A 13,223-nucleotide genomic window follows, 5' to 3' on the forward strand; every position below is an offset into this window, starting at 1 on the left:
GGTTGGTCAATCAAGCTGCGGGCGTGTTCCCGCCCGCGCCATCCGAGCCATTGACGAGCGTGACGCCGATCGACTGATACCAATCGACAAAGGCCGGTACGCCGATTGAAATGGGTGTGGCTGGTGTGTAGCCGAGGTCATGATTGATCGCCGCGATATCGGCAAAGGTTGCATGAACATCGCCATCCTGCATCGGCAGCATGTTGAGCTTCGCCTTCTGCCCGCATGCGCTTTCGATTGTCTCGATGAGTTCCATGAGCGGTTCGGGCTTGCTGTTGCCAATGTTGTAGAGTCGGTGCGGGGTCGTGAACCCGCCCGCTTTCTCGATCCCGTCATCGGCGGGCGGTGTATCGAGGCTGCGGATCACGCCTTCCACGATATCGTCGATGTAGGTGAAGTCGCGCAGCATGTCTCCGTGGTTGTAGACGTCGATCGGTCGGCCCCGGAGGATGTTGGCGGTAAATTTCCACAAGGCCATATCCGGGCGCCCCCATGGCCCGTAGACGGTGAAAAATCGTAGTCCTGTCTGCGGAATGCGGAACAGATGGGCATATGTCTCGCTCATCAGTTCGTCGGCGCGCTTCGTTGCGGCATAGAGCGAGACCGGATGATCGACGCGATCCTCGACGCGAAAGGGCATGGTCTTGTTCGCGCCATAAACCGACGAGGATGACGCATAGACAAGGTGACGGATTTGGCGTTGGCGGGCGATCTCCAGAATATTGAGATGGCCGGCAATATTCGAACGGACATAGGCTGCCGGATTGTCGATCGAGTAGCGCACGCCCGCTTGCGCGGCGAGATGAACGATGCGGTCGAATTCGATCCCGGTGAGGGCCGCCGCGATGGCGGATTCGTCGCCGATGTCGAGCCTGTTAATGGTCAGGCGCCCGGCGCTGATCCGCTTGAGCTCGGCAATCCGTGCTTCTTTCAAGGCCACCGGGTAATAGTCGTTGAAATCATCGATCCCGACCACGGTCTCGCCGCGGCGGAGAAGCCGGGCTGCGGTGTGCATGCCGACGAAGCCCGCGATTCCCGTTACAACAACTGACATGATCGGCTTTCTCCGGTTTCTGGTCTATCTGTTAGCACGGGCGGAAAAACAGTGGGTTAACTGCCCGTTGGGGAGGACTCGCCTGCGCGACAATTTTCGCGATGGCAAGTCGGGCGAGCGCACAGGGCCAGTTCATTATTGCAGGTCAAAATAATGTCGGAACAGCAGATTGAAACGATGGAGCGGACGATTGTGGCGGAACTGGATGGAAACAAGCGGGGGGCACCGGTCACGCGGCGCGATTTGCTGGCTGCGGCCTCGCTGCTTTCCACTTCGATGCTCGTGCGGTCGTCGCACGCAATTGCGGGGGGAGGCAGCACCGGAGAAATCAACGTCAGGGATTTGGGCGCGATCGGTGACGGTCGCGAGCACAAGGTGCGCGAGTGGGTTGCGACCGGTCGTTTTGCCAGCCTGCGCGCCATCCAGGCGGTTTATCCTGATGTGATGACGCTGGACGATCTGATCGATCATGCCGCGCTGAACCTCGCGGTCCGGCGCGCCGCCGCGCTTCGGCAGCCTGTGCGCATCCCGGCCGGGACCTATCGCGCGTTCCTGACTGTTACCTCCAACCATATCCGGATACTCGGCGACGGTTCGGATCGAACGACGATCAAATTGCCGGATCGCGCAAGCCACAGCGTGCCGATCGAAAATGGCGAGCAGCATTCGGTGGGCGTTCCCTGTGTTGTAGACTTCAACATCATAGGATTGGGCAACAGTTCGTTGCCGCTGACCGGCGCGCATATCAGCGGTCTGACTGTCGACGGGAACCGGGCGAACACGTCGGTCCCGCGCACGGATCTTCATGGCTGGGGCATCAGCTTCACCCGGTACAGCAATGTTACCTATCATGATATCCGGGCCATAAACTGTCATTTGGGCGGAATTGGAACGTTCATTGACAGCAATAATCACGTGGGTGAGGCCGTGGTTGAAAATTGCGGATTTTCTCAAGTCGATGGTGACGGGCGGCCTGGATTCGACATCAACAGTTCCAGTCATGGCAACTGGAAGGTGCGGGTAACCGATTGTTGGCATGGGGCTCGCATGATCGACAATTGCCGGGACAATCATCTCGAAGCCAAGGTTTTCAACGCGGTCAAAATCGGGATGACAGCGGGCAATCAGCCGGTAAATTCAAGCCAGGACAACATGATAATTGTCGATGTGGATGGCGGTTGCCGGACAGCGGGCCTGCAGGTCGGGCGACGTTTTCACTCCTCCAAATTCACTGTCCGGACGAAAAATGTGCAGGGGCCTGGTGTACACACGGTACCCAATGGCGCTGCCATTTCCGGGCGCGGATGCTTCTTTGATGTCTCGACACAGCGTAGCGGCGGGCAAAGTGTGTTGATCGAAGGGAGCTACGATCATTTTATCATCGACAGTAAGGAGGACGGGCGCAACGGGGGGCAAGGCGCGTCATTTGCTGTCGATATCTCCGGTTCCTACAATATTGTCTCGATCAAGATTCGGGATAGCCTGCCGTGGCAGGTGAGGGGTGTCGCACTGCGCAAAAGTGCAGCGCATAACGAGATCGCCGAATATACATGGCTTAACACTGGAGATCCCCTGTCGGTCGGAAATCCCACGAATCGTTTGCCCCGGAAACACCGCTGAACTTCAGGGGGGGAGCGGAGCAGTCTTCTCGATCGGGCGGCCGGGTGGTCTGCGGGCGCCCGGCAGGCAGCGGGCGATACTTGCAATTCCGGCGCCGAAGCAGGACATGGTCGAAAGACGGGAGCCCCCAGGATGGATTTTGCGTTCGACAACAGTTTTCACGATTCGATGGAAGGTTTTTACGCGCCTGCGGAAACGGCGAAGCCGTCGAAGCCGGCGCTTCTGGCCTATAATCACGCGCTTGCAGCGCGACTTGGTCTCACTGCTGACGGGGGCGCCGACGAACAACTCGCGCGCATCTTTTCGGGGCAGGAATTGCCGGACGGCGCCAATCCGCTCGCCTTTGCCTATGCCGGGCACCAGTTCGGGCATTTTTCGCCGCAGTTGGGCGACGGCCGTGCGCTGTTGATCGGCGAGATTGTCGCGCCAGACGGGGCCAGGTTCGACGTTCAACTCAAGGGATCGGGGCCCACCGCCTTTTCACGCAACGGCGACGGCAAGGCGGCGATCGGCCCGGTACTGCGGGAGTTTCTCGTGTCGGAAGCCATGGCCGCGATGGGAGTGCCGACGACGCGTGCCCTCGCCGCAGTCGCAACGGGCGACCGGGTGCAGCGCGAACGCGCGCATCCCGGTGCGGTGCTGACCCGCATTGCGAGCAGTCATATTCGGGTCGGGACATTCCAGTTCTTTGCTGCGCATTTTGGCGTTGATCATATCGCCCGGCTGTCGGACTACAGCATCCGCCGGCATTTTCCTGATCTGGCCGACGCGCCGAACCCGCCTCTCGCGCTGCTCGACCGTGTCATCGGCCTGCAATGCGACCTGGTCGCACATTGGCTGGGCGTCGGCTTTATCCATGGCGTGATGAATACCGACAATGTGGCAATCAGCGGCGAGACGATCGACTATGGTCCCTGCGCCTTCATGGACCGCTTTGCCGTCGATACGGTGTTCAGTTCGATCGATGCCAATGGCCGCTATGCCTACGGCCGCCAGCCGCAGATTCTGCAATGGAATATGGCGCGCTTTGCCGAGGCGCTGTTGCCCGCGATCAATGCGGTCGATCCAGCCGGGGTGGAGGCGGCGAAGGCGTTGGTTGGCGCGATTCCCGACCGGTTCCGCGCGATCTGGTTCGACCGGATGCGCGCCAAGCTGGGGCTGGAGGAAGCGAGCGACCGCGACGCCGACCTGATCGACGCGCTGTTTGCTGCGCTCGAGGAACATCACGTCGATTTTACATCCTTCTTTCGCGCGCTCGCCATGCTGCTGCGGGGCGACGGTTCGACGCTCGAAGCTCTGCTGCCGAAGCCCGACGCGATGGCGCCGTGGATCGCTGACTGGTGGGCGCAGCTCGAGCGCGAGGATATGCACCCGCGCGAGCGCGCCGACGCCATGGACAGCGTCAATCCGCTCTATATCCCGCGTAACCATCATGTCGAAGCGGCGCTTGCGGCGGCGGAGGCGGGTGACCTTGCCGCATGGCTCGAACTGCTGGAAGTCGTCAGAAACCCGTTCGTCGCGCGCCCGGAGTGGGCCGGTTATGTGCAGCCGGCGCCCGCGGAAGCCGCACCTTACACAACTTTTTGCGGAACCTGATTTCCGCGACGCTTTCTTGCTGTTGCTTCGCGCGGTGGGAGTTGAGCGATCGGGGCGCGCCTGTTAGGGAGCGCGCTCGCATTAAAAAGGAACATATCCAGTGCCGAACGCCCCGGTGAAAATTGCAATTGTCGGTACCGGCTATGTCGGCATTTCCAATGCCGTTCTGCTTGCGCAGCATAATCGCGTCGTCGCGCTGGATATCGACAATCGCAAGGTCGAGCAGATCAATGCGCGCATTTCGCCCATCGCAGATCCTGAGATTGAGGAATATCTGGCGAACCGCGAACTCGATCTTGTCGCGACGACGGACAAGCAGGTCGCCTATGATGGCGCCGATTTCGTGGTCGTGGCAACACCGACAGATTATGATCCGGATACCAACTATTTTAACACCGGCTCGGTGGAATCGGTCATTGCCGATGCGCTGAAACTGGCGCCCGATGCCCTGATCATCGTCAAATCGACCGTCCCGGTGGGCTTCACCGAACGGATGCGTGCCGAGCATGGCACCAACGCCATTGTCTTTTCCCCCGAATTCCTGCGCGAGGGGCGTGCGCTGTACGACAATTTGCACCCGTCGCGGATCATCATCGGCAACAGCCATCCGCGTGCCGCGGAATTCGCGCAGTTGCTGCTCGGCGCATCGCTCAAGCCCGAAACAACGGTCTTGCAGACGGGCAATACCGAAGCCGAGGCGATCAAGCTGTTCGCCAACACCTATCTCGCGATGCGTGTCGCCTTCTTCAACGAACTCGACACCTATGCCGCGATGCACGGCGCGGATTCGCGGCAAATCATCGACGGTGTCGGTCTCGACCCGCGGATCGGACAATTCTACAACAATCCATCCTTCGGCTACGGCGGCTATTGCCTGCCCAAGGACACGAAGCAGATGCTGGCCAATTACAAGGACGTGCCGCAAAACCTGATCCAGGCGATCGTGTCGTCGAATACGACCCGCAAGGATTTCGTCGCATCGGAAGTCCTGAAGCACGGCCCGCGCGTGGTTGGCATCCACCGCCTGGCCATGAAGGCCGGATCGGACAATTTCCGCGCGAGCAGCATTTTGGGCGTGATGAAGCGGATCAAGGCCAAGGGGGTCGAAGTGATCGTTTATGAACCGCTGGTCGATGAGGATATGCTGTTCAATTCGCGCGTCGTGCGCGACCTTGCCGCTTTCAAGGCCGAGGCCGATGTGATCATCGCCAACCGGGTGACCGAAGAACTGGCCGATGTGGCGGACAAGGTATACAGCCGCGACTTGTTCGGCGTCGATTCCTGAATCTCGGAACTTGACCGGGACCGACTCGTTCTGGAGAGTAAGCCACGGACCGGGCAGGGGATATTCGACGAAATGAGGGTGCATCGGGACTTCATCGCCGTGGAAACCGGATGCGCCGTCGTCCCGCGCAAGTCACATAGCCATCACCGGTGACGTTTTGATGCGTCCACCTGAAAATCGCAAACAATCAATGCGTTGCAATGCTGTAGGGGCGCGTCGGCTTTTGATCGTCCCGGTTTCGATGTTGTGTGTCGGCTGGGTGGGCGCCGCCCATGGCCAGGAGGTCCAGCCGCCGAAGGTCGTGCCCACGCTGGAAACCCCGGCCAGCGAACCGATCGCAGCACCGTCGCCACCGCCGCCCGATGTGCAGCTGCCCGAGGTGGCGCCGATCATCGGCGACGAGGAATTCGAGAAGGCGATTCCGCCGATCAGCGCGGAGAGTGATCCCGAACTCGACCGCCCGCTTGAATCGATCGCCGATTTCGAAAAGCGCCAAGCCACGGACGAAGCGAAGAGGGCCGGAACTGCCTCGGCCGACGGCGCAGAAGCCGTTGTGGAAACCCGGCCGCCCACGATCGATGGCGTACCGATCCCGGCGCTAGCCGATGGCGATGCGGTCGAAGTGATCGGCGATGCACCGATCACCGACAGCGAACTTGCCGCGCCGCTGCCGCCGCTCGAAAGTTTCGATGTCGAGCCCGTGCAATTTGCCGAGGCCGAGGATGATGAAGCGAACCGCAGCGTCGCCTATACCGTCAAGGTCAACGGCCTTGCGGCGGCCGACGACAGCACCGATGCGGACCTCGCCGGCCTGTTCGGTGAACTGTCGGCGCTTTACGACGGCGACGGCAAGGCCGACAATGCGGCGATGGTTCGCGCCCGGCTTGGTGCCGACGGCGACTTGATGCAACGCATCCTGGCGTCGGAGGGCTATTATGACGCGGAGGTCGCAACGCGTGTCGATCGCGAGCCTGGCGAAGGCGGGCGGGGGATCACTGCGGTCATCGATGTCACGCCGGGCGTGCGTTACACTTTCTCCGATATCATCATCGATGCCAAGCCGACGGTTCCGCCGACGCTGATCGCCGACAATTTCCCCTTGAGCATCGGCGAGCCGATCGTTGCCGAGCGCGTCCAGGGCGCCGAAGCGGCGATTGCGCTGAAACTGCCCGAGGAGGGCTATCCTTTTGCCAAGGTCGGACAGCGCGACATATTGCTCGACGGCGCGACCGGCGACGGCGTTTACACGCTGCCGGTCGATATCGGCACCCGCGCGCGCTTCGGCAATATCGAGACGACGGGGAAGCTCGCCTTCGATGCCGAGCATGTCGGCGTGCTCGCGCGCTTCAAACGCGGCGAGCTGTACGACAGCCGCAAGGTCGACGATCTGCGCCAGGCGCTGGTCGCGACCGGCCTGTTTGCGACGGTTTCCGCCGAAGCGCAGCCCACGGGGGAAAGCGCCGGTGACGACACCCAATATGTGAACATGCTGGTCACCCAGCAGGCCGGGCCGCCGCGGACGATCGCGGCGAGCGCGGGCTACGGGACCGGCGAGGGGATCCGGCTCGAGGCCGGCTGGACCCATCGCAATTTCCTGCCGCCCGAAGGCGCGTTGATCGGGCGCGCTCTGATCGGGACGAAGGAGCAGGGGGTCAGTGCGACCTTGCGCCGTTCGAATGCCGGGCGCCGCGACCGGACGTTCGAACTGATTACCGATATGACGCGCAGCAATTATGATGCGTTTGAGGCGATCACCGGCCGCGTCGCGGCGCGGGTCAGCTATGATTCGACGCCGATCTGGCAGAAGAAGCTGACCTATGCCTATGGCGTGGAATTGCTTGCGACCCGCGAGGATGACTATGATTTCGACCTGGGCGCGCGCAAACGTGATTTCTATACGATCCTCGGGCTGACTGGGCAGGTCGGGATCGACCGCACGAACAGCCTGCTCGATCCGACCAAGGGTTTCCGTGTCACCGCGCTGGTGCAGCCCGAAGGCTCGCTGGCCGGGCGCTTTTCCCCCTATGCGCGTGGGCGGCTTGACGTCAGCGGCTATTATCCGGTGACGGATAGCATCGTGCTTGCCGGCCGCGTTCGCGTCGGTTCGATCTTTGGCGCGGCGCGCGAGCGGCTCGCGCCGTCGCGGCGCTTCTATGCCGGCGGCGGCGGATCGGTGCGCGGTTTTGGCTATCAGCAACTGGGCCCGAAGGATCCCAATCTCGACCCGATCGGCGGGCGCAGCGTCAACGAAGCCGCAGTCGAGGCGCGCTATCGTTTCGGCAATTTCGGTATCGTCGGCTTTGTCGATGCGGGGCAGGTCTATCGCGGTTCGACCCCGAACTTCTCGAACATGCGCTACGGCGCAGGGATCGGCGGGCGCTTCTATACCAATTTCGGCCCGATGCGGCTCGACCTCGCGACCCCGATCGATCGCCAGCCGGGTGAATCGCGGATCAGCGTCTATGTCTCGATCGGACAGGCCTTCTGATGGCCGAGGACGCGCCCGTGATCGCAGAAAGCGAAAAGGCGCCGCGGCTTTCGTGGCCATGGAGAATCCTGCGCGGGATCGGCATCGTTTTGCTTGGCCTCGTCCTGCTGATCGCGCTGTTCCTCGTGGGACTCAACAGCGACGCGGGACGGCGGTTCGTCGTCACCCAGATCGAAAAATATGAATTCGAAAACGGGATGAAGATCGGCATCGGTCGTCTCGACGGATCCTTGTTCGGCGCGATGGTCGTGCGCAATATGACGCTGTCCGATACCAAGGGCGTGTTCGTTGCATCGCCCGAGGTGCGGGTCGACTGGCGTCCCTTCGCCTATTTGTCGAACCATATCGATGTTCGCTCGGCGACTGCGCAGACGGTGACGATGCAGCGGATACCCGAATTCAAAGTGGTGCCCGACAACGGAGAACCGCTGCTGCCCGATATCGACATCGACGTCCGCACGGTGCGCGTCGATCGCCTGATTTTCGAACCCGCTGTCGCCGGCGAACGGCAGGAAGCGCGCCTCAATGGCAAGATCGCGATCGCCGACCGCCGCGCGCAGGTGACCGCCAACGCTGAAACCATCGGCCCGAAAGCAAAGGGCGACAAGCTCGCATTGTTGCTCGATGCGGTGCCGGAAGCCAATCGCTTCGACGTGACGCTCGATCTCAATGCACCGCAGGGCGGGGTGCTGGCCGCGATGGGTGGGTTCAAGGAACCGCTGGTGGCCAAGCTTGACGGGCGCGGCGACTGGAAGGTCTGGAACGGCAATCTGGTTGCCGATCTGGGAGCGCGTCCGCTGGCACGTCTCGCACTGACCGGTCGCGACGGGACTTTTGCGGCCAAGGGGACGACGCAGGTTTCGCGTTTCTTTTCCGGCCCGACTGCCGGACTGCTTGGTCCGCAGACCGATGTCGATCTCACCGCGAAGCTTGATGAGCGCAAGGCCGCCCTCGACGGCCGGGTTTCGTCCAATGCATTCCAGCTCGGGATCAGCGGCGGGGTCGATCTGGGGGCAAGTCGTTACGAGGACCTCCGGCTCGCTTTCAACCTGCTCCGCCCTGGGGCTGTCGCTCCGGCGGTGCGCGCCAACGGCGTTCGCGCGACGGCGCGGCTCGACGGCGCTTTTGCGCTCCCGACGGTTCAGTATACCGCCAATGCCAATATGCTCGCGGTCAACGACATCGTCGTCGAGGCGCTCAGCCTCGCGGGCAACGCGCGCGTCGATCCGGACAAGATCCTCATTCCTGTTGCGGGCCGCGTGGCGCGGATTCGCGGGCTCGATACGGTCGCGGGCGGCACCTTGACCGCGGTACGGCTCGACGGTGATCTTGCCTATGCAAATGGCCGTATTCTCAGCGACAATCTGCGCTTGCGCTCGCTGCGCATCGATGCCAAGGCGATATTGATCGCCGACATGAACCGCGGTTTCTACACCGGCGCGATCGACGGGCGGATCAACGATTATCGCGTCGAAAGCGTTGGCATTTTCGACATCAATACCGATGTGAAGCTGGAAACCGCGCCGCGCGGCGGCTTCGCGATCGCGGGCCGGGTGCGCGCGCGTTCGACCAAATTGTTCAATTCGGGTGTGCGCGATTTTCTGGGCGGCAATGCGGTGGCGTCGAGCGACGTGCGCTATGGCACCGACGGTATTATCCGTTTCAGCAATCTCAGAATGACCGCGCCCTTGCTGCGCGTCACCAGCGGGCAGGGGAGCTATAATCCCGACGGGCGCGTTCAATTGAGCGCGCGTGCGCATTCAACCGAATATGGCCCGGTGGGTGTCGAACTCGCCGGGACGATCACCGACCCGCGCGCAACGGTGACCGCCGCGCGCCCGGGGCTGGGCATCGGGCTCGCCAATCTGGTCGCGAGAATCACCGGAGCGCCGAACGGCTATCGCCTCGCCGCGACCGGCGAGACCGACTATGGTCCGCTGTCCGCCGATGTCGTGCTGCTGATGGCCTCGGGGCCCATGACGATCGATATCGAACGCGGCGACCTGTCGGGGATCGGGTTCAACGGACGGCTCGTTCGCAGCGACGCGGGGCCGTTCATTGGCCAGCTCAACGCATCGGGGCAGGGGCTCGGCGGCCTCGTGCGCCTCAGTGCCGCGGGCCAATATCAGGCGGCGGCGATCAATGTCCGCGCCAATAATGTCGTGCTGCCCGGCGCTGCGAAGCTCGCGCTGGGCGCGGCGGTCGTCGATGCGGATGTTACGCTTTACGAGACACCGCATGTTGTCGCCGATATCCAGATTGCCGACACCCGCATCCGGAACTTTGATATCGCGGTCGCGCGGGTGAAGATCGACTATCGCGATGGCAGCGGCAAGGCGCAGGCGCTGGTCGAAGGGACGAGTGGCGTTCCCTTCCGCGTCGCGCTGAATGCCGATCTCAAGCCTGAAGTGTGGCGCACATCGGTGCAGGGTCGCGCCACCGGGATCAGTTTCCGTACGACCTCGCCGGCCCGGATCATTCCCGGAAAAGACGGCTATGAACTGCTTCCTACGACGGTCAATCTGGGGCGCGGCAGCAATGCGCGCATTGCGGGGCGTTACGGCGACGGCGGGATGATGCTTCAGAGCCGGCTTGACCGCGTCAACATGGCAATCCTTAACGCCATATATCCCGATATGGGTCTGGGCGGTCATGCGACGGGCAGCCTCGATTTCGAACAGACAAGCAGCGAGGCTTTTCCGCGGGCCGATGCGCGGCTGACGGTTACCGACTTCACGCGCACCACCGCGGCATCGGTGAGCCAGCCGGTCGACGTCAATTTCGTCGGAAAACTGCTGAGCGACGGCGGTGAGGCACGCGCGGTGATGCGGCGGCGGGGCACCGTCATCGGCCGGATGCAGGCGTCGCTGCGCCCGCTCGATGCCGGCGCGGGCGACTGGACGACGCGGCTTCAGGCTGCACCGCTCGGCGGCGGCATTCGCTACAATGGCCCCGCCGACACGCTCTATTCCTTCTTTGGTCCCGCGGGTCAGCATGTGACGGGGCCGGTCGCCGTTGCCGCCGATTTCAGCTGCCGTTTGTCCAATCCCTGCCTGCAAGGGGTCGTGCGCGGCAAGGACATGACCTATGACAATCAGGCTTATGGCACGCGGCTGACGAAGATGGCGATCAACGGCCGCTTCGACGGCAACCGGCTGGAGATCGACGAATTGACCGCAACCGCGGGTGAGGGCAGCGTCAAGGCGAAGGGTTATATCAGCCTTGCGTCCGATCAGGGCTATCCGATGAACATCGCCGCGACGCTCGACAATGCCCGGCTGGCGCGCAGCGAAAATATCGCGGCGCGCGCGACGGGCAATCTGACGCTGGAGAAGGTCGCGGGACAGGCGGCCTTGCTGTCAGGGGATCTGCGCCTTCCCGAAACGCGCTATCGCATCGTGCGTGCGACCGCGGCAACGGTTCCCGCGCTGACTGGTGTCCGGCGCAAGGCGCCGACCGGCCGGACGCGTGTCAGCGGCGACGGGCTGGCTGCTGTCGGCGGCAGCCTGTTCGACCTCATCCGCCTCGACATCCGGCTGCGCGCCAAGGATGAAATCTATGTCTCGGGCATGGGGCTGGACTCGGAATGGCAGGCCGATATCAAGTTGCAGGGCACGACCGAGGCGCCGCGTGTCACCGGCGACATCGAACTTGTGCGCGGGACACTGGATTTTGCGGGCCGGTCGTTCGATCTGGAGGAGGGGCGGATCAATTTCCCGACCGGCGATGCCTATGACCCGGCGATCCGGCTGCTCGCTTCGGACACGATCGAAACGGTGACGGTGAATGTCAATGTCTCCGGCCGTGCGCAGAACCCGCAAATTACTTTCTCGAGCGTTCCGGGGCTGCCGCAGGACGAGATCGTTTCGCGCATATTGTTCGGCGATTCGATTACCGAATTGTCGCCGATCCAGGCGGTGCAGCTTGCCGCCTCGCTCAACGCGCTGCGCGGAAGCGGTGGATTGAGCCCGCTCGGCGCGCTGCAATCGGCGGCGGGGATCGATCGCCTGCGCATTTTGGGCGCCGACGATACTGAGGGCCGCGGCACCGCGATCGCAGCGGGGCAATATATCTCGAAGGATATTTATCTGGAGATCATCACCGACGGGAAGGGGTATACCGCGACCCAGCTGGAAATCAGCCTGACGCGCGCGCTGTCGCTGCTCAGCCAGGCGGGCGGATCGGGGCAGACGAACGTCAGCATCCGCTATCGCAAGGATTATTGATGCCCCGCACGGTTCTTCTGCTTCCGCTTTTGCTGCTTGCGGCGTGCGAGAAGGAGCCCGATTTCGACGCGCGTTACGACAAGACCGCGAAAGAGATTGAGGCGCGGGCAAAGGCGATGGACGCCGATATTGCCAAATCCGACAAAGCCGAAGACTTGCACCCGGCGGCCAAGCCGTCTAACGCGCCCAAGTCATCTGGGGAGTAGCCAGCCGTCGTTCGCGACGGGCCATCGCGTCAACATACTCGGTCGAGAGGCCGTGGTGCGGTGGAAGCGGGAAACCGCTTGGGCGAGACCAATGGCATCGCACCTTTCGTCCAGGCCGGGCGGCGGGTAGCGATGACCGTTGGAATTCGCCGCCGCCCGGCCCCGGAGTATGTTCATGGAAGCCATCTTCACCTCGACCGCGGTCGTCGCCCTTGCCGAAATCGGTGACAAGACGCAATTGCTCGCGATCCTGCTCGCGACGCGGTTCAACAAGCCGGTGCCGATCATCCTCGGCATTTTGTTCGCGACGCTTGCCAACCATGCGCTCGCCGCGCTGCTCGGCGCGCAGGCGGCGGCTTTCCTCGACAGCCCGATCTTCCGCTATGCGATCGGCGCCTCGTTCATCGCGATGGCGGCGTGGACGCTGATCCCCGACAAGTTCGACGATGATGATGCGCCCAAGCCGCGATTCGGCGCTTTTCTGACGACACTGGTGGCCTTCTTCCTCGTCGAGATGGGCGACAAGACGCAGATCGCGACGATTGCACTTGGCGCCCAATATCATAACGTCATCGCGGTCACGACCGGGACGACGCTGGGCATGATGATCGCCAATGTTCCGGCGATCTTCCTGGGTCATGAGCTGCTGAAGCGCGTCGATCTCGCCAAGGTCCGGATGGTCGCGGCGACTCTGTTCCTTGTGATTGGTCTGTGGGTATTGGCGCAGACCGCCGGCTGGTTCGGCTAA

General features: G+C 62.5%; 8 protein-coding genes and 1 riboswitch. Of the genes, 7 read left to right on the top strand and 1 reads right to left on the bottom strand.

Annotated elements, in window-relative coordinates; genetic code table 11:
- Positions 1-10: 10 nt before the first annotated feature.
- Positions 11-1,054 (bottom strand): NAD-dependent epimerase/dehydratase family protein, encoded by a 1,044-nt coding sequence (locus AC1RRJ_RS11580; RefSeq protein WP_493122750.1) that lies wholly within the window; start codon positions 1,052-1,054, stop codon positions 11-13.
- Positions 1,055-1,207: 153 nt separating this feature from the next.
- Between AC1RRJ_RS11580 and AC1RRJ_RS11585 the strand changes: the two genes are divergently transcribed.
- The 7 genes from AC1RRJ_RS11585 to AC1RRJ_RS11615 all read left to right on the top strand — a co-directional run bounded on the left by AC1RRJ_RS11585 (position 1,208) and on the right by AC1RRJ_RS11615 (position 13,223).
- The gene (locus AC1RRJ_RS11585; RefSeq protein ID WP_493122752.1) at positions 1,208-2,674 is read left to right on the top strand and encodes a hypothetical protein; all 1,467 of its coding nucleotides are present in this window, start codon (positions 1,208-1,210) and stop codon (positions 2,672-2,674) included.
- Between the two features lie 132 nt (positions 2,675-2,806).
- Positions 2,807-4,270 (top strand): protein adenylyltransferase SelO, encoded by a 1,464-nt coding sequence (locus AC1RRJ_RS11590; protein ID WP_493122754.1) that lies wholly within the window; start codon positions 2,807-2,809, stop codon positions 4,268-4,270.
- A gap of 115 nt (positions 4,271-4,385) precedes the next feature.
- Positions 4,386-5,555, top strand: a complete 1,170-nt coding sequence (locus AC1RRJ_RS11595; RefSeq protein ID WP_493122756.1) for a nucleotide sugar dehydrogenase — start codon at positions 4,386-4,388, stop codon at positions 5,553-5,555.
- A gap of 301 nt (positions 5,556-5,856) precedes the next feature.
- Positions 5,857-8,043 (top strand): autotransporter assembly complex protein TamA, encoded by a 2,187-nt coding sequence (locus AC1RRJ_RS11600; protein WP_493123048.1) that lies wholly within the window; start codon positions 5,857-5,859, stop codon positions 8,041-8,043.
- A 17-nt stretch (positions 8,044-8,060) separates the two neighbouring features.
- Positions 8,061-12,269 (top strand): translocation/assembly module TamB domain-containing protein, encoded by a 4,209-nt coding sequence (locus AC1RRJ_RS11605; protein ID WP_493122758.1) that lies wholly within the window; start codon positions 8,061-8,063, stop codon positions 12,267-12,269.
- On the top strand, positions 12,269-12,475 hold the full coding sequence (locus AC1RRJ_RS11610) for a hypothetical protein (RefSeq protein WP_493122760.1): 207 nt from the start codon (positions 12,269-12,271) through the stop codon (positions 12,473-12,475). Before AC1RRJ_RS11605 ends, AC1RRJ_RS11610 begins: the two co-directional genes overlap by 1 nt.
- Positions 12,454-12,633: riboswitch (yybP-ykoY riboswitch) on the top strand. (Overlaps the previous gene by 22 nt.)
- Before the next feature lie 17 nt (positions 12,634-12,650).
- Positions 12,651-13,223, top strand: coding sequence for a TMEM165/GDT1 family protein (locus AC1RRJ_RS11615; RefSeq protein WP_493122762.1), 573 nt, complete (start codon positions 12,651-12,653; stop codon positions 13,221-13,223).

This window comes from Sphingopyxis sp. GW821-FHT12C06 (genome assembly GCF_058807415.1).

Bases quoted from the DNA above. Each gene is read 5' to 3' on its own strand.
- AC1RRJ_RS11580 (WP_493122750.1), bottom strand. From the start codon at position 1,054: ATGTCAGTTGTTGTAACGGGAATCGCGGGCTTCGTCGGCATGCACACC.
- AC1RRJ_RS11585 (WP_493122752.1), top strand. From the start codon at position 1,208: ATGTCGGAACAGCAGATTGAAACGATGGAGCGGACGATTGTGGCGGAA.
- AC1RRJ_RS11590 (WP_493122754.1), top strand. From the start codon at position 2,807: ATGGATTTTGCGTTCGACAACAGTTTTCACGATTCGATGGAAGGTTTT.
- AC1RRJ_RS11610 (WP_493122760.1), top strand. From the start codon at position 12,269: ATGCCCCGCACGGTTCTTCTGCTTCCGCTTTTGCTGCTTGCGGCGTGC.
- AC1RRJ_RS11615 (WP_493122762.1), top strand. From the start codon at position 12,651: ATGGAAGCCATCTTCACCTCGACCGCGGTCGTCGCCCTTGCCGAAATC.